Source organism: Pedobacter puniceum (genome assembly GCF_009674685.1).
Taxonomy (GTDB): Bacteria; Bacteroidota; Bacteroidia; order Sphingobacteriales; family Sphingobacteriaceae; genus Pseudopedobacter; species Pseudopedobacter puniceum.
On the sequence record NZ_WKJI01000001.1, the window covers coordinates 1,196,090 to 1,215,938 of the forward strand.

General features: G+C 33.5%; 15 protein-coding genes. 7 read left to right on the forward strand and 8 right to left on the reverse strand.

What is annotated here, in order from left to right; genetic code table 11:
- Positions 1 to 33: 33 nt before the first annotated feature.
- From GJJ64_RS05375 to GJJ64_RS05390, 4 genes are all read right to left on the reverse strand, one after another.
- The gene (locus tag GJJ64_RS05375) at positions 34 to 1,056 is read right to left on the reverse strand and encodes a quinone-dependent dihydroorotate dehydrogenase (RefSeq protein ID WP_154286686.1); all 1,023 of its coding nucleotides are present in this window, start codon (positions 1,054 to 1,056) and stop codon (positions 34 to 36) included.
- A 129-nt stretch (positions 1,057 to 1,185) separates the two neighbouring features.
- Positions 1,186 to 1,743, reverse strand: a complete 558-nt coding sequence (locus tag GJJ64_RS05380) for a YciE/YciF ferroxidase family protein (RefSeq protein ID WP_154286687.1) — start codon at positions 1,741 to 1,743, stop codon at positions 1,186 to 1,188.
- Positions 1,744 to 1,840: 97 nt separating this feature from the next.
- A complete protein-coding gene (locus GJJ64_RS05385; protein WP_026904732.1) occupies positions 1,841 to 2,548 on the reverse strand; it encodes an LOG family protein in 708 nt (235 codons plus the stop codon).
- Entirely contained in the window at positions 2,545 to 4,062 is a 1,518-nt protein-coding gene (locus tag GJJ64_RS05390) for a sodium:solute symporter (protein ID WP_154286688.1), read from the reverse strand. The genes GJJ64_RS05385 and GJJ64_RS05390 overlap by 4 nt, the downstream gene beginning before the upstream one ends.
- Before the next feature lie 53 nt (positions 4,063 to 4,115).
- On the opposite strand from GJJ64_RS05390, the gene recR reads away from it, so the two are divergent.
- The 7 genes from recR (at position 4,116) to trpA (ending at position 10,213) form a co-directional block, all read left to right on the forward strand.
- Entirely contained in the window at positions 4,116 to 4,733 is a 618-nt protein-coding gene (gene recR, locus GJJ64_RS05395; RefSeq protein WP_154286689.1) for a recombination mediator RecR, read from the forward strand.
- A gap of 2 nt (positions 4,734 to 4,735) precedes the next feature.
- On the forward strand, positions 4,736 to 5,512 hold the full coding sequence (locus GJJ64_RS05400; RefSeq protein WP_154286690.1) for a glycosyltransferase family 2 protein: 777 nt from the start codon (positions 4,736 to 4,738) through the stop codon (positions 5,510 to 5,512).
- A gap of 3 nt (positions 5,513 to 5,515) precedes the next feature.
- A complete protein-coding gene (locus GJJ64_RS05405) occupies positions 5,516 to 6,331 on the forward strand; it encodes an SDR family oxidoreductase (protein ID WP_154286691.1) in 816 nt (271 codons plus the stop codon).
- A 231-nt stretch (positions 6,332 to 6,562) separates the two neighbouring features.
- Positions 6,563 to 7,564, forward strand: coding sequence for an anthranilate phosphoribosyltransferase (trpD, locus tag GJJ64_RS05410; RefSeq protein ID WP_149074318.1), 1,002 nt, complete (start codon positions 6,563 to 6,565; stop codon positions 7,562 to 7,564).
- Position 7,565: 1 nt separating this feature from the next.
- Positions 7,566 to 8,195: a phosphoribosylanthranilate isomerase gene (locus tag GJJ64_RS05415; RefSeq protein ID WP_229655465.1), complete on the forward strand. Its 630-nt coding sequence runs from the start codon at positions 7,566 to 7,568 to the stop codon at positions 8,193 to 8,195.
- Between the two features lie 2 nt (positions 8,196 to 8,197).
- Positions 8,198 to 9,388, forward strand: a complete 1,191-nt coding sequence (gene trpB / locus GJJ64_RS05420) for a tryptophan synthase subunit beta (RefSeq protein WP_154286692.1) — start codon at positions 8,198 to 8,200, stop codon at positions 9,386 to 9,388.
- 51 nt (positions 9,389 to 9,439) lie between these two features.
- The gene (trpA, locus tag GJJ64_RS05425) at positions 9,440 to 10,213 is read left to right on the forward strand and encodes a tryptophan synthase subunit alpha (protein ID WP_154286693.1); all 774 of its coding nucleotides are present in this window, start codon (positions 9,440 to 9,442) and stop codon (positions 10,211 to 10,213) included.
- A gap of 241 nt (positions 10,214 to 10,454) precedes the next feature.
- Here the strand turns inward: trpA and GJJ64_RS05430 are convergent, their stop codons facing one another.
- The 4 genes from GJJ64_RS05430 to GJJ64_RS05445 all read right to left on the reverse strand — a co-directional run bounded on the left by GJJ64_RS05430 (position 10,455) and on the right by GJJ64_RS05445 (position 19,660).
- Positions 10,455 to 11,129 carry a hypothetical protein gene (locus GJJ64_RS05430; protein ID WP_154286694.1) on the reverse strand — a complete coding sequence of 225 codons (675 nt, stop codon included), beginning with the start codon at positions 11,127 to 11,129 and terminating at the stop codon, positions 10,455 to 10,457.
- Positions 11,130 to 11,194: 65 nt separating this feature from the next.
- Positions 11,195 to 11,659 carry a hypothetical protein gene (locus tag GJJ64_RS05435; RefSeq protein ID WP_154286695.1) on the reverse strand — a complete coding sequence of 155 codons (465 nt, stop codon included), beginning with the start codon at positions 11,657 to 11,659 and terminating at the stop codon, positions 11,195 to 11,197.
- 416 nt (positions 11,660 to 12,075) lie between these two features.
- Positions 12,076 to 16,863: a DEAD/DEAH box helicase gene (locus GJJ64_RS05440; RefSeq protein WP_154286696.1), complete on the reverse strand. Its 4,788-nt coding sequence runs from the start codon at positions 16,861 to 16,863 to the stop codon at positions 12,076 to 12,078.
- The gene (locus GJJ64_RS05445) at positions 16,856 to 19,660 is read right to left on the reverse strand and encodes a hypothetical protein (protein WP_154286697.1); all 2,805 of its coding nucleotides are present in this window, start codon (positions 19,658 to 19,660) and stop codon (positions 16,856 to 16,858) included. Before GJJ64_RS05445 ends, GJJ64_RS05440 begins: the two co-directional genes overlap by 8 nt.
- Positions 19,661 to 19,849: the final 189 nt, after the last annotated feature.

Sequence of the window (19,849 nt, forward strand, 5' to 3'; positions counted from 1 at the left end):
TTTTATAAGGGGAAATGATTGGGATAGAGAGAACTATCCAACCAATCCTTTCAAAATACGCTTTACTAAACCAGGCCCTTCATAAACAAAACCTGTATAAACTTGTACCAAGCTTGCACCAGCTTCTAGCTTTTCTTTAGCATCTTTAGCACTATGTATCCCTCCTACTCCAATGATAGGGAAAGCTTTATTAGATTTTTCAGATAAATATCTAATCACCTCGGTAGATCTTTTCCCTACCGGCTTACCACTTACACCGCCCATTTCATTTTTTAAAGATGTGGATGCTTGTAAACCATCTCTAGAAATAGTAGTATTGGTTGCAATAATGCCTGCAATTTTTGTTTCTTGTACAATTTCTATGATATCATCTAACTGAGAGTCTGTTAAATCAGGAGCAATTTTTAATAAGATAGGCTTAGAAACACCATCTTTTAAATTTCTTTGCTGTAAGGTATTCAAAATATGTTTTAAAGGCTCTTTTTCTTGTAATGCTCTTAAATTGGGCGTATTGGGTGAGCTTACATTTACCACAAAATAATCTACCACATGAAACAACCTATCAAAACATTTGATATAATCGTTTACAGCTTCTTCATTAGGTGTGTTTTTATTCTTTCCAATATTACCCCCTATAATCAAGCCATCGCGTTTAACGCTTTCTAATTTTCTAGCTAAAACATCAACACCTTTGTTGTTAAAACCCATTCTATTGATTAAGGCAGCATCTTCTTGCAGTCTAAACATTCTAGGTTTATCATTACCTGGCTGTGGCAAAGGTGTTACTGTACCTACCTCAATAAAGCCAAAACCAAAATTTGCTAACTCTTCTATGTACTCGCCGTTTTTATCAAAACCTGCGGCTAAACCAACCGGATTTTTAAATTTCAAGCCAAAAAGTTCTTTTTCTAAAGTAGGATGATTAAAACCATAAACTTTTTTTAACAAAGCGGGTAAGCCCCATATCTTCTGAGCATTTTTTAAACTTCCGGTAACGAAATAGTGGATTTTTTCTGGGTCGAATTGAAAAAACAGCGGTTTAATAAGTTTGTACATGTTGGCAAATCTACAAATTTTTAAATCCTAATGCTATGTGAACCTTTACATAAATAAAATATCAAAATAAAAAAAAAGGATTGCCTACCTATTGTGTAAACAATCCTTTTTTAATGATACTAGTGAGAATTATTCTGCGCTAGCTTCTTCATTAATAGAGTTTTCTGCAAGCTCTGTCAGTAAAACATCTGTTTCTTTTTCTTCGTTTAAAGTTTCTTCTAACAAAGCTTGTGCTTCTGTAAAACCAAGCGTTCCGGCTAGAGATCTTAAGGTGCCATAAGTAGCAATTTCGTAATGCTCTACTTTCTGTGCTGCAGCTATTAAAGCAACATCCCTAACTTCTGTGCCATCTTCAGTGTCTTCTATCAACTCTTCGGCTTCTTTAATTAAACCTTCCATAGCATCACATTTCTTAGCTGTGGCTTTTTCACCAACAGATTCAAAAACGCTTTCTAAACGCGTAATTTGATTTTCTGTTTGGGTTAAATGCTCTTCAAAAGCAGTTTTTAATTGTTCTGAAGTAGCAGCTTTAGCCATTTTTTTTAGGCTTTTTGTAAGGTGTTTTTCGGCCCAAAGGATGTCTTTTAAAGAATCAACAAATAGTTCTTTTAAAGCTCCTGATTCTTTTTCTGTTCTTGCCTTTGCAGCACCTTGTGCTTTTGAGGCTTTTGTTTTTGTAGTAGGCATGTTATTTCTTAGGGTATTTAATTTCTATAAACTAACCAATAACGATGCCACTAAAAAGCCTGTAGTGAAAAATTTTAAATATAAAGTACCTGTATATTTAGAAGTTTGGTTTAAGAACATATTTTTCATAAAATCTAAAAATATGCTCTGCAGCTTCTTCTGCGGTATCTACCAATCTAAATAAGTTTAAATCTTCCGGACTTATATTTCTCTCTTGCTCTAGCATTGTATTTTTTATCCAATCTATTAAACCTGTCCAATAATCCTTACCGACTAAAACTATTGGGAAACGAGCTATTTTACCGGTTTGTATTAAAGTCATAGCTTCAAAAAGCTCATCCATAGTACCAAAACCACCTGGCAAAACAATATAGCCTTGAGAATACTTCATAAACATTACTTTTCTGATAAAGAAGTAATCAAACTCTAAGATTTTATCCCTATCAATGTATCTGTTATGAAATTGCTCAAAAGGTAGCTCTATATTTAAACCAACTGATTTTCCTCCTGCTTCAAAAGCACCTTTATTACCGGCCTCCATAATACCTGGGCCACCACCAGTAATAACACCATAGCCACGCTCTGTTAATAGTTTACCTGTTTCTACAGCTATTTGATAATATTTATTTTCAGTTGGTGTTCTGGCAGAACCAAAAATTGATACACATGGACCTATTTTAGCTAATTTCTCGAAACCATCAACAAACTCGGCCATGATTTTAAATATCTGCCAAGAGTCTGTTACTTTTATTTCTTGCCAAGTTTTGTTCTCAAACGCACTTCTTATTTTCTCATCATTTGTCATAAACTTCTGTTATATAGTTTCTCTTCGGCTGTAGTTTTTGTAGATATTAAATACAAGCCTAAAAATGTTATCAATCCGTTAATTACTATCAATTCATTATCAAAAACATAACCACCTAAAATTGTTTTAGAATTTATGTTTAAAACATAACATATGGCTGGTGCTGCTAAACAAATAATAGGTACCCATTTATCTTTTACACTTTTATGTGCAAATAAACCAAAAGCATATAAACCCAATAAAGGGCCATAAGTATAAGATGCTACTGTAAAAATAGCACTCACCACCGCTTTATTATTTACTTGGTTAAACAAAATAACAACCAAAAACATCAATACAGAAAAACCAACATGTACGGCATGCCTTATTTTAATGTATTTAGCATCATTGATATTATCTTTTTTATCGAAATTTAAAAAATCTACACAAAAAGAGGTTGTTAAAGCTGTTAATGCCGAGTCTGTTGTAGCAAAAGTTGCAGCTGTTAAACCTAACATAAAAATAATGGCAGGCACAAGGGTTAAATGGTTGAGGGCTATCTCAGGGAAAAGAAAATCTGTTCTAATATTACCTGCATCATCTACCGGAATGGCAATACCATTCTTATTTGCATACACATAAAGTAAAGCACCAACACTTAAAAAGAACAGGTTTATCAACACAAAAATCCCTGTAAAGGTAAACATGTTCTTTTGTGCCTCTTTGATGTTTTTACAGCTTAAATTTTTCTGCATCAAATCTTGATCTAAACCTATCATAGCAATGGTAACAAACATCCCTCCTAGTATTTGCTTAGCAACATGAAATTTGTTATCTAAAAAGTTTTCAAAGAAAAATATTTGAGAATAACCGCTATGCTTAATGGTTTCAAAGGCATCAAATACATTTAAGTTTAAACTACTACAGATGAAATAGATGGTCATTAATACCGATAAAACTAAAAAAGTAGTTTGTAAAGTATCTGTAATGATGATGGTTTTTAAACCTCCTTTGTAGGTATAAAGCCAAATTAAAGCCAGTGAAAGTAAAACCGTTAACCAAAACGGAACACCAAATGCATCAAAAATGAAGCGTTGCATCACAATAACAACCAAATACAATCTAAAGGCCGAGCCAATGGTACGGCTCATTAAAAATATGGCTGCTGCGGTTTTATAACTTACAATACCAAGTCTTTTTTCTATATAACCATAAATGGATGTTAAGTTTAAACGATAATACAAAGGTAATAACACTGTAGCAACGATAATAAAACCTAAAGCATTACCCAAAACAAACTGAAAATATTGAAACTGATTACCTGCTGGTGCACCCACCTGCCCTGGTACCGAGATAAAGGTTACACCACTTAAAGCTGTCCCTATCATCCCAAAAGCCACTAAATACCATTTTGAATTTCTATTGGCAATAAAAAATGTGGAGTTATCTGAAGACTTCTTCGAAGTGATAAAGGATATCAATATCAATACAAAAAAATAAGACAGAATAAAGATTAGTAAAGTTATGGGCGACATTTTAAGCTTGTTTTATCAATCGCTATTTAACATTTAATTTTTAATTTAGCAAAATGAATTTCTCCTCTAAATTATTAGAGAATGCCGTTAACGAGTTTGGTAACTTGCCCGGAATAGGCAAAAAAACTGCATTAAGATTAGTTTTACATCTTTTAAAAGAAAGCAAAGAAGACGTTGAGACCTTTGCTAGCAGCATTGTTACTTTAAAAAACAATATTAAATACTGCAAAACCTGCCATAACATTTCAGATTTTGATATTTGCGAGATATGCAACTCTTTTAAAAGAGACCATTCCTTAATTTGCGTGGTTGAAGATACCAGAGATGTGATGGCTATAGAAAACACCAACCAGTACAATGGCTTATATCACGTTTTAAACGGATTAATATCTCCTATGGACGGTATTGGCCCTGCAGATTTGATGATAGACTCTTTAGTGGAACGTATTAAAAACCAAGAAGTTAAAGAAATTATATTTGCCCTTAGCGCTACTATGGAAGGTGACACCACCATATTTTACCTGCATAAAAAGCTTAAAGACTTTAATCTTAAGATTAGTACGCTAGCCAGAGGTATTGCTTTTGGCGGTGAAATAGAATACGCAGATGAGATTACCTTAGGAAGATCTATTACCACCCGTGTTCCTTATGAAAACACTTTAAATAAATAAGCTTGAAACTGTCTATTGTTATTGTAAACTATAATGTAAGAGATTTGCTGCAACAAGCAATTGATTCTTTATTAGATGCATGCAAGGATATAGAACACGAGTTTTTTGTAGTAGACAATGCTTCTGATGATAAAAGTGTGGAGATGCTACAAAGCCATTATCCAACAATAAAAGTCATCAGTAACAATTATAATATTGGTTTTTCTAAGGCTAATAACCAAGCGATAAAGCAAGCTAAAGGAGAATATATTTTAGTTATTAACCCAGACACCATCACCAGTAAAGATACGCTAAGTAAAACCCTAGCTTTTATGGATGAACACCCTGAAGCTGGTGGTTTAGGACTGAGGATGATAAACGGACAAGGAGAATTCTTAGAAGAATCTAAAAGACAAATCCCGGGGGTTTCAACTGTATTATTCCATTTTTCTGGCTTAAGTAAACTGCTACCTCAATCAAAGTTTTTTAGTAGCTATTATGCGCATCAGGTTGGTGAATTTGAAATTGCCGAAGTGGATATTTTGGCTGGTGCTTTTATGCTGTTAAGGAAAAAAGCTTTAGATAAAGCAGGTTTGTTTGATGAAAATTTCTTTATGTATGGCGAGGATATAGACCTTTCTTACCGCTTAAAACTTAGTGGCTATAAAAATTATTATTACGGCAACACCTATATTATCCATTTCAAGGGGCAAAGTACCAAAAAGTATAATTGGCGATATATCAAGAATTTTTACGGAGCAATGCTGATATTTGCCCGTAAGTATTTTTTTAAATTTTAAATCATGGATTTTCAAAACAAAGTTGTAGTTATTACAGGCGCATCTAGCGGTATTGGCAAAGCATTGGCAGAAGAATTTGCTAAAAAAGGAGCCCATATTGCAATAGCTGCAAGACAGTATGTTAAACTTTGCGAAATTACCAATGAAATTCAGGAAAAATACAAAGTAAAAGCATTAGCCATTCAGGCTGATGTAACACAGGAAGAAGATTGTAAAAACATCATCAACCAAACTTTATATACCATGGGCCGCATTGATATTTTAATTAATAATGCGGGTATTTCTATGCGAGCTTTATTTAGAGATTTAGATTTAGAAGTCTTAAAACAAGTAATGGATATTAATTTTTGGGGTGCTGTTTATTGTACCAAATATGCTTTACCAGAATTAATTAATAATAATGGCTCTGTAGTTGCCATATCCTCTATTGCAGGTTATAAAGGTTTACCAGGCAGAACGGGCTACTCGGCTTCAAAATTTGCTATGAATGGTTTCTTTGAAGCGTTGAGGGTAGAGAATTTAAAGACAGGATTGCATGTAATGGTGGCTTGCCCTGGCTTTACAGCGTCTAACATCAGAAATGTAGCTTTAAATAGCGAAGCCCGTCCTCAAGGAGAAACCAGTATGGATGAAGGCAAGATGATGACGGCCGAAGAAGTAGCTCGTAAAATTATTGGCGGAATAGCTAGCAGAAAAAACACTTTAATTATGACGGCCCAAGGAAAACTAACCGTTTTCTTACAAAAGATAGCCCCTAGCTTCTTAAATAAATTGGTTTACAACCATTTTACTAAAGAAAAAGACCCTTTAATTAGGTAAATTATAATCTGCTTGTCTGTTTTTTAAGATAATCGGTTTTTTTATTTTTTAATTTTTAAAAAAATATCATATTTGCTTTTGCAATGAGACATACAAGCGTAAATACAATTTGGTGGTGGCATTACGAACAATCGTAAGGCAAAACCTATTTGTATATACCTGATAAGATACTGTTAAGGGGCTGCCGTTGAGGATGCCCCTTTTTTATTTGATTTTTTTGAGCATATTTTGATGAAAGAAATTCTAAACCATTTATTTGAACATAAGACTTTTAGCACCGCAGAGTCTAAAGAGATATTAAAGAAAATTACCTTAGGCAATTATAATAACTCGCAAATGGCGGCTTTTATGACAGCCTATTGCATGCGTTCTATTACCGTAGATGAGTTACAAGGCTTTAAAGATGCTATGCTAGAGCTTTGCCTACCTGTTAAACTTAACCAAAACTTCAACCTGATAGATTTATGCGGTACCGGTGGCGATGGTAAAGACACTTTTAATATTTCTACATTAGCTTCTTTTGTAGTTGCTGGTGCTGGTTATCATGTTGCAAAACATGGTAATTACGGTGTTTCATCTGGTTGTGGCTCATCAAACGTGATGGAATATTTAGGCTATCAATTCACCAATCAAGAAGATAAACTATTAAAAAGTTTAGACCAGGCCGGAATTTGCTTTTTACATGCTCCTTTGTTTCATCCGGCTATGAAACATATTGCTCCTCTTCGTAAAGAACTTGGGGTAAAAACATTTTTCAATATGTTGGGGCCTATGGTTAATCCGGCGCAACCGCAAAACCAAATTGTTGGTGTATTTAGTTTAGAGCTAGCCCGTTTATATGCTTATATCTATCAAAAATCAAATTTAAACTATACCATTTTACACGCTTTAGAAGGTTATGATGAGGTATCTCTAACCTGCGATTTTAAAACTTTCTCTAACCAAGGCGAACAATTGTATGCCATTAAAGACATAGGTTTTGATAAAATTGATGCTGAAACCATTACAGGTGGCTCAACTGTTGAAGATTCTGCTAAAATATTTTTAAGTGTTTTAAACAACCAAGCGAGTACAGAACAAAGCAGCGTTGTTTTGGTAAATGCAGCCTTAGCTATCAAAACCATAGAGAATGATTTAAGCTTTTCAGATTGCTTTTATAAAGCAGAAACGGCCTTGCTCAATGGCAGTGCATTAAAATCTTTTCAAAAACTTATAGCAATTAGCAAGAATTAAGATGAGCTTAAAAATAAAAGTTTGCGGAATGAAATATGAGGCTAATATCAACGAATTAGGCTCTTTAGAACCAGATTTTATGGGTTTTATATTTTACCCTAAATCTGCCCGATTTATTGGTGTTGATTTTGACCGTCAGGATGTTTTAAAGCTTCCTAAACATATTATCAAAACTGCTGTTTACGTTAATGCACTAGCGCATGAGATTGTAGAGTTTAGTAGAATTTACGGCATCGGCACAGTACAACTTCACGGAGAGGAAAGTCCAGAGCTTTGCCTAAACCTAAAAAAAGAAGGTTTTAAAGTAATCAAGGCATTCGGTATTCATCCTGATTTTAATTTTGATGAATTAACAGCTTACGCGGATGTTGTTGATTTCTTTTTATTTGATACAAAAATTGATTCTTACGGCGGTTCTGGTAAAACTTTTGACTGGGATATCTTAAATCAATATCAATTAAACATACCATTTATGTTAAGTGGAGGTTTATCATTAGAAAACCTCGAAAAAGTTAAAAAACTAACACACCCACAGCTATATGGTGTCGATTTAAATTCTAAATTTGAAGTTGAACCGGGTGTTAAAAATATAGCATTATTAGAAGAGGCATTTAAAATTATCAGATCATAGTTATGGGACATACAAACTATAGAGTAACAGAGAAAGGATATTACGGAGATTTTGGCGGGGCTTATATCCCAGAAATGTTATACCCTAATATTGAGGAGCTTAGAAACAATTACTTAAACATCATAGCACAGCCAGACTTTCAAGCCGAATTTCAATCGCTATTGAAAGACTATGTAGGCAGGCCTTCACCATTATATCTGGCTAAAAGATTATCAGAAAGATATGGTACTAGCATTTTCTTAAAACGCGAAGATTTAAACCATACCGGTGCTCATAAAATTAATAATACCATTGGACAAATTCTTTTAGCCGAGAAATTAGGCAAAAAAAGAATCATTGCCGAGACTGGTGCCGGACAACATGGCGTAGCAACCGCTACCGTTTGCGCTTTGAAAGGTTTAGAATGTGTGATTTATATGGGCGAGGTTGATATAGAAAGACAAGCACCAAACGTGGCTCGTATGAAAATGATGGGTGCAACGGTTGTTCCTGCAACTTCTGGAAGTAAAACACTTAAAGATGCCACCAACGAAGCCATGAGAGACTGGATTAACAACCCGGTTGATACGCATTATATTATTGGTTCTGTGGTTGGGCCACACCCCTACCCAGAAATGGTTTCTCAGTTTCAATCTATCATTTCTGAAGAAACTAAAAAACAATTGATAGAGCATACAGGCTCACCATCTCCAGATTATGTGTTGGCTTGTGTGGGCGGTGGCAGTAACGCTATGGGTATGTTTTATCATTTTTTGGATGACGAACATGTTAAGCTTATTGCGGCTGAAGCTGCTGGTTTAGGTGTAAACTCTGGCCACTCGGCAGCAACATCTGTACTGGGTAAAGAAGGAGTATTACATGGCTCAAGAACTATTTTAATGCAAACAGAAGATGGCCAAGTGATAGAACCTTATTCTATATCTGCCGGTTTAGATTACCCTGGTATTGGCCCTCAGCATGCGCATTTACATAAAACCAAGCGTGTAGAATATGTAAGTATTACCGATGCTGAAGCTATGGATGCAAGTTTATTACTTTCTAAATTAGAAGGTATTATCCCTGCTATAGAATCGGCACATGCCTTAGCACAATTAGAGAAAATGACCTTTAAAGGTGATGAAATTGTAGTTGTTTGCTTATCAGGACGTGGCGATAAGGATTTAAACACCTTTATGAAATATTTTAACCTTTAAATAATAGATCAACAACCTTTAAAGCTTGTTTAAAGCTTTTACATTTTATACATGAACCGACTTAAACAACTATTCGATAAAAAAGACAAAGATATTTTATCGGTATATTTTACAGCAGGATACCCAACTTTAGACGCTACACTTAAAATTGCCGAGGAACTTCAAAATGCCGGAGCAGATTTTTTAGAGATAGGTTTCCCCTACTCAGACCCCTTAGCAGATGGCCCTGTTATCCAAAAAAGTTCTGAAGTGGCTATAGCAAATGGTATGACTTTAAAAGTGCTGTTTGAGCAATTGAAATCTTTAAGAGAAAAAATACATATCCCTGTTTTACTGATGGGTTATGCTAACCCAATGATACAATATGGTGTAAAGGAATTCTGTAAAAAAGCCGCAGAAGTTGGTGTTGATGGTGTTATTGTACCAGATTTGCCGATGTACGAATATGAAGAACTGTATAAAGATGATTTTATTGATAACGGTTTAAGCAATGTTTTTTTGGTTACACCACAAACTTCAGAAGAAAGAATCAGAAAAATTGATGGTTTATCTAATGGATTTATCTATTTATTATCTTCATCATCAACCACAGGTAAAGCCCTAAACGTATCAGACGAAATTGGCGTTTACTACCAAAGGGTAAAAGATATGAAACTTAACAATCCTTTGATTATTGGTTTTGGTATATCAGATCAAAAAAGCTTTGAAAGAGCTAACCAATATGCAAACGGAGCTATTGTGGGAAGCGCATTTGTTAAAACTCTTGCTGATAAGGATGATTATTTAGCTCATATTCATGATTTTATTAAGGGAATTAAGGGGTAGAGTTAGGGTGGAAAGTTTAAAGTTGTAAGTTAAAAGTCGGAGGTCCGATGACTGCGGTCCGAAGGCTGGTGTTATAAGTTTAGAGTCGGATGACCGATGACCGCAGGCTGGGTGCTGAGAGTGGAAAGTGCTGGGTGGTGAATGATGAAATACCTTTTTTATTAAAACATAACTGATAAAGAGAAAGAAGCGGATTTTTTAGAAATTTCGCTTTTTTTTGTTTTAGGGATTTCATCAAAATTCAATATTTACTCATATCGATATCATCAAAATCTTTAATTTCTGAAAGTTTAGCTAATTGTTTTACATCAATTTTCTTCCAAAATTCTTTATAAATCTCTTTCCCTTTTGAGGATACTTTTATAACCTCTTTAATTAATTTTTTCTTTGTCAAAAAATTGATGCTTGTTTCATCAAATGTAATTCCATCAAAAACATAATTACTTCTATAAACGCTTTCATAACCAATAAGCTTAAAATCAGTATTTATAGCTTTGAAAACATACATCCAAGAACCATATCTACCATGTTCATAAGAAATATTAAGATTTCCATTTTTAATACTAATAGCTAGTTCTGGAGCATAATAAACGCCTCCATCTTCATGCTCAGAAGAAAAGCAATCGAGGTTTTTTAAAGCCAATTCAAAGGAATCTTTTTTGTCAAATAAAATGATTATCCCTCTTCGGTTTCGGTCTAATTTTCCACGATATTCATCTACAACAAATTGCTCTTTATCAGTAGCTTTTATGAGCAAAACCACATCATTTATCCCATCCTTATTTAAGTCGCCTTTTATTTCTTCTAAAATCACGAAGCCTTGAGGTATAAAATCATTAACATTTCTATTCGCTTTAACTTGAGCAAAAGTTGTCGTAGTTAAAAACGTGATAAAAATGATAAGTATTGATTTCATGGCGAGAACTTAAGATAAAAGGGAATTTTTATATTTTTTGAGTATCGAGTTTTATTCCACCTAAGCTAATTTTTAATCTCGATATTTAATTGTCTTCCTTCCGCTACAGCTTTTTTATCCATTGAGGAGCCAATTGCATAGCCTATAACAAAACCAAACGGCAAGCCCACGCCTAAATAGGCTATATTTCCTAAACTTAAACCTATGGCTACCCCTATTGGCAAACCAAAAGATGTAAAACCAAATATCATCCAAAGGTTTCTGTAATAGTTTATAGGAACAATTTTAAGTTCTTTTTCAATTTGCTTTAAAATTGAGGTTTGTTTTTGCCTTATTAGTTTAAAGAGCTGACTTCCTGTTAAAGAAGAAGCGTTTATTTCATCTATGGCATCGTTAATTAATTTTTCAATATTTTCTGGTAATTCTCTTTTTCTTAACTCATTTAAAAGCGCAGCAAATTGAGTGTAAACTTTATACTGTTTATCCTCGGTAGAAATATCTTGTCTTTGGTTTAATTCTTTAATGTTCATGTTTTTATTGAATAAGAGATTGATTTTGAGTTGGGTTAGGTTGATTTTTAACGTTTGGCGGTATGGTTAGTTGCCGATTTCGAAGCACTTTCCTGTCAAGTTACAACTACTTTTGATACGAGCTGTGCCGCTCGAATACCCACTGCACCGGCAATTAACTATACCACGTGTTGGCAACTGGTGTTCATTCATATCCGTCTGTTATTCATTTATTTAGCTTTATTTTCTTGTCATTGTCAATCTGCACCAACCTATCCACGAAGCACAAATTTATTTTGTTTTTTTGAGCGTTGGCAATCCTAAAACCGTCATGAAAGGCGGAAGCTCTTTTGCAAGCCTTTGGTTTGAGCGTTGGCTTGAGCGGGCTTGCAAATGTGCTTACGACTGTGGGAAGGCTCTTTATCATTTTCTTATGTTTAAATTTTTGCTAATTGTTTTAAAAAATTCAAGGCATTTTCTCTGTCAAGAATTTCGTGTATTTTTTGGTTTTCATAATTTCGTAAACAACGATAGCAAGAAGGAGAGCATTCACAAGAATCCAATAAATTTATTGCTCTTTTTATTACCACTTTTAATACTTCTCCATCTTCTGTTACAAGACGTCTTGAATGTCCTGCACCACCCGGAACTGCATCGTAAATTATTATTTTATGTTCTGTTCTTCCGTTTGAAATCTTAAAAGTTAAACAAGCCTTGATATCTCGTCTTTCAATGTTAAGTTCATGTGCAAAAGAATTAAGTAGAGCATACATAACCGACAACATTGTTGGATAGTCTGAAGTGTCGCAACCAAAAGATATTTTTGCCACATCTGTCTTAAATTCATGATGCAAACTATATCTTGTGAGTGAAGTATTTACACATTTTCCTTTCCCAAAAGGATTTTTATGTCCGTTAGTATTTCTTTCAATACGAGTGACGCCGGATTTATAATCTTCATATTCTGACAATTTACTTGCTTCATCACTTGCAATTGAATATCCACATTTTGGACACACATAGAAAAAATCAGTAGATTTAACAACAAGAGAATCATTCGCAGTTGATTCAACTTCTAATTTGATGTTTTCAAATTCATATTCATATTTACTAATTGGGTACGCTGTCTTGTCACCAATATAGATGGCTTCTGTTTTATATTTTCGTTCTTGTGAACTAAGCGGAACATCTTTTATTTCCTCTTCTGCAATAAAACCTGCTCTCGGCTCAATACTTTTATAAAAATCTCTGTTTTTTAGTTCTTTACCACAAATAGCACAAGGTATTCCATCTGAACCGATTGGCATTTTAGAATAATTCATGTTCTCACAATCGGGACATTTTGAAAGATATGCTGTTTCGAAGTCGCTCATTTCGCTTTTGTTTACAATGGGTTTTCTAATGTAACGGCTTTTATATAAGCCCCCATCGGCAACCACTTCCGAAGACGGAGCATATTCGGCAATAGCAACTGATAAATCGCGACTTAGATTTAAAGATTTGAAACTTTGTGCTGCAATGTTTTGTGTTAATTCTACTGAATCAATAGGGAAACCATATTTTGGAAGAATATTGCCTCGAACAAGAAAATCAATCAAATCGTTTTTTTGGTACCTGTCTAATTTACGACTAAATATAGAAGCAGTTTTTTCATCTCTTGCCCGCATTGCCTTTTCGTATTCCTTTTTTAAATACTCAACATTCTGTTCAAACTCCTTTATAATTTTCGAAAATGTTCCTTGCTCTCCAATAAAATCGTCCAACCATTCAAAACTATTGATGTATTTGTCTTTCAGTTGTTTATTTGTGATTGCAATAGAATTTCTTAATAAATCGGATAATTCAATTGGTTCAGAGTTAAGCCAGTCAATGAAACCCACATATCCCTTTTCGTTAATAAATGGTTTCGCATTATTAGCGGAATACAAATCTGGATTGATTTTCAAGTATAAGCTTAAAGCCACAGCATAGACATGACGTTTTAAAATTTTCTCATTATCCAAAATAAAGTTTGGTGGATAAATCATTCCATTTATCATTTCTTTTGGACTATCAAAAAAAGTAAAGTCATGAGAACTTAACCTCGCAAATGTCAATGCAAATGCGGCTGCATCTATACTTCTACCTGCACGACCAACTCTTTGAGCATAATTTGAAGCAAGAGGTGGAATATTACGTAAAAAAACGGTTTCCAAATCTCCAACATCAACTCCCATTTCAAACGTGGTAGAACAGGAAAGAGCGTTAATTTCTTTTCGGATAAATTGTTGCTGATAATCTAATGCATCCTTTTTAGCAAGTTGAGCGGTATGTTCCTTAACAAATAAAGGGGATACTTTTTCGCTATCATATAACAATGCATAATAGTTGTCGCTGCAAAACTCTTTTGAATTTAGTCTTTCCAAATTACCTTCACAGCCAATTTGAATACAATTGTTTCCAATATTAAATTGAGTTACTTTTCCGCACTTTTGGCACTTCCACAGAATTGCATTTTTACCTAAGTTTGTTTTGAAATAATTTGCGGGTACAAAATATCCTTTACCATCATTTGTTTGGAGTTTGTATTTGTTATTGTCTGATACCAAATAATCCCAGTAGTTACCTAAAAACTCAACAGCTTTATCATCATCCAGTTTGAGAATTTTAGTTGTGAGCAATAATTTATTCGAACGATAATATTTTTTCTCTCCGCTTTTCAATGTTCTTGGTGTAGGCATGAAACCTTGAGAATTAAAAACTGAATTATCCTTGTATTTTGTTATAATTTTCTGATTTGGTGTAAAATACAAGTATTCTCTATCACTAGGATTTATATCTGATATTTTATCTGTAACAATTGCAGCCGAACGTACTATTTCAAAAGCAAGGAAGTTTAGGAAGTTCTTTGCGTCCTGTTTTGAAAGATTAAAATTATTGACAACCACCTGAATTATATCTTCACTGTTTCCAAGATATTCAAAAGAAATTTTACCCAATGAAACGAGTGAGGTATCACGGTTGCAATTATAAAGCTCGTTGAGCACCGCAACCCAGGCATTACGTCGATTTTCGGTAATTGACGATTCTATATTGTCGGAATTGCTTTTGCGAAACAAATTTAATCCTGAATAATAATTGTCAAGTACACTTACAAAATCGCTTATCCCAATACCATTCCTGTAATTATTTTCTTCTTGTGTTACAACATTCCAAATTCCACGACGGCGTAAGAATTCTTTGTATGAATCACTTAAAAAACAAGCAAATTTTGCAGCACCTTGACGGCTGTCTGAGAAAATCAAAAATTGACTTCCCGTTCTGGATTTACTTTTTTTCTTTTCGGTTTTTTGTAAAAATGGATTATTTGTTGATTGTTTTTCGGCGTTTTCTTCAATGTCAAATTTATATTCTGGTATTTGTTCGTATAAAGATGTCGCAACAACTCCAGTGGCTGCATCATACCCCAAATTAAAGCGTCTCAAAGTTCCACCACAATTTAAACAGTCATCTTTGGGTAATTTTGAAATCTTTATTTTTTGAGTGTTTCCGCAAGTACACCAACTATTGTGAACTTCGTCATCTGCTACGATGGCACCGCAGGTTTTACATAAATAAAAAACAGTATCTTCTTTTTCCTTCTTAGTTTTTGTTTTGAAATCATCTTTACAATTTTCTTCCTCGTCTTCATATAAATCTTGGTTGTATTGCACTTGATAAAAACTCCGTTCATCCAAATTACTTGCTCTTACCAGTTTGCCATTTGAAACCTTTCCAAGAATAGCAATCTCCCCACAATCTTCACAAACAGCAATTTCAAACATTTTTGCTGTTTTTTCATACGAAAGAGGGAAATGGTCTTTTCTTATTAGCGACAAACTATTTTCATAGTCAAGTGCTAAATAACAGCCATCAAGTGCTTTGAGAAAATAATGATATCGAATATCAATTAGCGGTTTCCCGTTTTTTCTTGCCTTCGCACACAACGCAATAAATCTTACCGCTTCCTGACTTGTAATTTCAAGTTGTTCAGCAAAATCAATGAGTTTTAACAAACTCCCTTTGTTTCTCATTTTAGCATACAAACTGGAAGAAGAAATGATATCATATAATATTTCTGCCTCTCTTCCTTGAGAGTATGTAAAATCAAGGTTGTACTTATTTAAAATATCATTAAAGAAATTTTCCTCATTTGCTAAATCAGTAAAAAGTTGAATCGGGTACTGATAAATTTCAGATGATTTTTGTGAGTTATCACGATAAGCTGTAATAATCTCGTTAGTATTATAATTACATCCTGTTAATCGTTCCGCAAATTCTACAACTCTCTTATTACTTGCAATACTTCCATCTCCCAATGTTGCAGAGGTTAAAATAAATTGAGGTTTCTTTTCTCCTGTTATTCTTCCTTTTAACCTTCCCATCAAAAATGCAGTTTCAATACCGGTTGCTCCTGCATAGACGTGTGCTTCGTCTAATACTACAAACTTAAAATTGGAATTACTGAATATTGAATCATCACCTGGTCGAAAAAGCATGTGTTCTAACATTGCATAGTTTGTAAACAAAATATGGGGTGGTCGTTCTTTCATTCTTTCACGAGAAACTTCCTCATTTGGCAATCTCTTTCTTAATTCTGGATATTTTTCGTTGGCATACATTGCTTCATAAAGCTTAATAGCATCCGTTTCTCTGTTCTCTGTACCGCCATTATATACTCCAAAACGAATATCAGGGTATGCCATCAGAATTTCACGTAGTCCTTTAATTTGGTCATTAGCCAAAGCATTCATGGGATAAATGAAAATTGCCCTAACTCCATCATTCAGTTGCCCTTTTTCCTTTTCTCGGAGCAATTCGTTGATGACTGGTATTAAAAAGCAATTTGTTTTACCACTACCTGTTCCAGTTGATACTACTACATTATTTCCTAAAACTATTTTTTCAACTGCCTTTTCTTGATGCAAATACAGAGGTCGAGAAATAGGAAGTTTTGGTGGGTATTTTTTATTTCTTTCTAAATCTGTGAAAAGCGGCGATAATGTTCCGTTTTTAATCAATTCGTCAATTGATTTTCCAGACTTGAATGAATCCTTAATTTCAACGTAAGGACCGTTAGAAACAGTTTTATCTAACTCTTCAAGTAGTTTTTTTTGCAGATTTTGATTACGAAAATGAAACGTAGTATTAATATACCCAATATATTCTTTCTTGATTTCGTCTGCTGCTTTTGCCGGATTAAACATTATCTTCTTCCTTAAATTTGTATAGGTTTATTTCACCATAATAATTATCCTGTTTTTGAATATTGCAAATACCTCTACGCAATTTATCGCAGAATAAATTGCCAATAAAATCATTACCACCTTCCCAGCCTGCCACTAACCAAAGTGTATTGTTGTCTCTCAATTCAATTCTGACAGGATTAGTTTTATCATATGTCCCTTTTTCATTTATCATAGCACTTATCACTCTTGTTTCACCATTTTTGTCTATTACGCACAATTGTCCTGTGTAGTAATTGTTTTCATCTTCTTGTACAAATTTTAATTTATCGATAAAGTATTTAGGTATGAAGGGAATCCATTCAGATTTTTTGCTGTCAAAACAGTTTGCACTTAATAGTGTAATCTTTTTGTATTTAAATCGAAGTTTTTCAGGTGTACCAATAAGTAATTCTCCTTCATAAATTAGTTGATAGTTTTCTGCTTTTGAAAAGATATTTTTGTCCTGAATTTTTACCTGAATTTTACATATATCGTCTTGCAGATTTTTAATTTCACTGTTCTTAAAATTGATTTTCGACCGGAAATTATTATCTGCTGATTTAATTATGAGGAAGAATTCATTGCTTTTTTCTCCTACGAATGAATCTTCAACATTCCAAAAAACTTTACCATCGCTATATGACAATGGATTTGCAATAAAATGTTCTTTTGTGGAAACAGTAAAAATTTCAAAATAATCCTTTCCCAAAACAATATAAACAGAAATATCTGTTATGCTCTCATTGGCGTAGATTGCTCTCCCGATTTCAAAATTTCCACTTTGATTTTTAACAATTTCAAACGGTTTTCCATTTGTCTTGCCGAATATTGTAATGTCATCATTTTCTTTGGGATTATCAATTTCTAATATATCTCCATTTACCAAAAAATCTTTATACCATAATTTTTTGTTAATAGGTTCATTTTGCCATTCATTATCGTTTATTCTCCATCTTAGATAGGGAATTTTTATCAACAGCATACCGTCATTGATGGGACATCTTATTTCATTATCTTGATTACTCCACGTTAATTCTAATGCTTCGTCACCGTTTTTTACAATCAGCTTTCGCTCTAAATCACCGTAATAAAATGGATGGTTAAACTGTATTTCAAAATTCGGCAAAACAATAATTGTTTCGCTTAGAATCATTGATTCTTTTTCGTAGGAATATAAATTGATTTCTGTAGGATAATTTTCGTGAAACAACCCTAGTGCTTTTAATCCAAATTGATAGCATCCGCTTTCAATTCTTTCAAAGGTTAGCTCTTGCAATTTGTGAACTTTCTTATCAATTCGTAATTCCAATGCTTTTAAATTGGCATTTTCGGGAACTAATAGTTTGACACCGCTGGAATATACAATACAAGAAATATCTTCCAAGAACCACTCTATATTTAATTCACTTCCTATTAAACAAACAGTCTTACCAAGGCTTGCGGTTTTTGTTTTATCAACAAAAAATACTTGTTTTATTAAACCCGATAAACTTTCTCCAGCTTTAGGGTAAATATTATATAAATTGGTTCCATAAGTTGTCAATTCGTCCGGTATTCTTCTCAACGAATCAATGTCTTTGGAATAAACAAAATAATTGGTCGGCTTATTTATTTGACTTAAAACTTCGTTTTCTCCCTCAAATAAAATAAACTCTCTATTTAATGATGTCGCTTTGTTTCTTTCCGAATCAAAAATTACAGTATGATTTTCTTTAATTTCAATGCTTAGATTTATTGTATTATAATTTCTCAACAAATCATTCAATTCAAATTCAATTTGTTTTGTTGCAACAACTAATTCGCCTTGTTTTGTTCTTATTTCTTGTGAAATAATCTGTTCTCCATTCACAAAAACCTTAAGAGACACAATGCTGTTACCATCATCTAATCTAATCGAAGGGATGTAGAGAAAAACAGAATTTTCGTCTCTAATATATCTCGCAACAATATTTTCTTTTGAAACAGTAGGAACTCTTTTTTTTCGAGTCGTATTATCAGATACTTTTTCAGATTCTGTTTTATTTTTCCACCATTCTACAATGTAGCGTTCTAATCTTGTGTTTTCATCAATAGGCTCTCTATTGAAAAGCTTATTGATTTGATAGAATGTATCATTTATAAATTGTACAAAATCACCAGATAAATCTTCATTTACTGAAAAGGACCTTAATCCAATTTTTATAGAATATGCACTTGAACCGATTGAAACTTTTTTATCTTCACGATAGCCACCACTTAAAACAGTTTTCATTTGTGCAGCAACTATCTCGCAAAGCCATTCATCTTCATTTGTAAAACCGAAATCCAAGTCTTTTTTGAAAATATTATAACAAAGGTCATAAAATGAAAAAAGACTATTCTTCGGCGAAAATGAATGCATCATCAGGGTTGAATAGTACTTTTTGCCTGTCAAAACAACAGGAATTAAGTGTCTTCTTCCCAACTGCGAGATAACGTCTGTGAAAGCATGATATAATTTTTGGTTGATGTAATCCTCATTTATTAAATGTTTTGATATATAATCCCAAAAACGACTGTTTTCTTCAGCATCGTGTTCATTATCAGAATCTTTCCATCGTTTTGCAATTTCAACAAGCGTAGTAAATATCAATTTATGATGTTTGTCTTCAAATACGTTACTGCAATAAAGAAGAGAATTACACAACAGTCCGACGTTCTCAAGCAACTCTGAGTACTCATCTTCAGTAAAATCGAAGTTGCCTAACAATTTATGTTCGATGAAGTTTCTGTTTATTTTTTGAAGCAATTCGCCCATATCATCTTTTAACTCAATGTTAGTTGTTTTTCCGTTTTTTAGTATTGCCGCTAATTGTTGTTTATCTTCTGTAACTGCATCATTTGAAATTTGTCAAGATTCTACCGATTACTCCTGTGCGTAAGCAAGATTGCACTCTTTGCCAAAGCTTTGGTTTCAGCGTAGGCTTGTGGGGCTTTGGCAATGTTT

Bases quoted from the DNA above. Each gene is read 5' to 3' on its own strand.
- GJJ64_RS05430 (WP_154286694.1), bottom strand. From the start codon at position 11,129: ATGAAATCAATACTTATCATTTTTATCACGTTTTTAACTACGACAACT.
- recR (WP_154286689.1), top strand. From the start codon at position 4,116: ATGAATTTCTCCTCTAAATTATTAGAGAATGCCGTTAACGAGTTTGGT.
- GJJ64_RS05435 (WP_154286695.1), bottom strand. From the start codon at position 11,659: ATGAACATTAAAGAATTAAACCAAAGACAAGATATTTCTACCGAGGAT.
- trpB (WP_154286692.1), top strand. From the start codon at position 8,198: ATGGGACATACAAACTATAGAGTAACAGAGAAAGGATATTACGGAGAT.
- trpD (WP_149074318.1), top strand. From the start codon at position 6,563: ATGAAAGAAATTCTAAACCATTTATTTGAACATAAGACTTTTAGCACC.
- GJJ64_RS05445 (WP_154286697.1), bottom strand. From the start codon at position 19,660: ATGGGCGAATTGCTTCAAAAAATAAACAGAAACTTCATCGAACATAAA.
- GJJ64_RS05375 (WP_154286686.1), bottom strand. From the start codon at position 1,056: ATGTACAAACTTATTAAACCGCTGTTTTTTCAATTCGACCCAGAAAAA.
- GJJ64_RS05415 (WP_229655465.1), top strand. From the start codon at position 7,566: ATGAGCTTAAAAATAAAAGTTTGCGGAATGAAATATGAGGCTAATATC.
- GJJ64_RS05440 (WP_154286696.1), bottom strand. From the start codon at position 16,863: ATGTTTAATCCGGCAAAAGCAGCAGACGAAATCAAGAAAGAATATATT.
- GJJ64_RS05380 (WP_154286687.1), bottom strand. From the start codon at position 1,743: ATGCCTACTACAAAAACAAAAGCCTCAAAAGCACAAGGTGCTGCAAAG.
- GJJ64_RS05405 (WP_154286691.1), top strand. From the start codon at position 5,516: ATGGATTTTCAAAACAAAGTTGTAGTTATTACAGGCGCATCTAGCGGT.
- GJJ64_RS05390 (WP_154286688.1), bottom strand. From the start codon at position 4,062: ATGTCGCCCATAACTTTACTAATCTTTATTCTGTCTTATTTTTTTGTA.
- GJJ64_RS05385 (WP_026904732.1), bottom strand. From the start codon at position 2,548: ATGACAAATGATGAGAAAATAAGAAGTGCGTTTGAGAACAAAACTTGG.
- trpA (WP_154286693.1), top strand. From the start codon at position 9,440: ATGAACCGACTTAAACAACTATTCGATAAAAAAGACAAAGATATTTTA.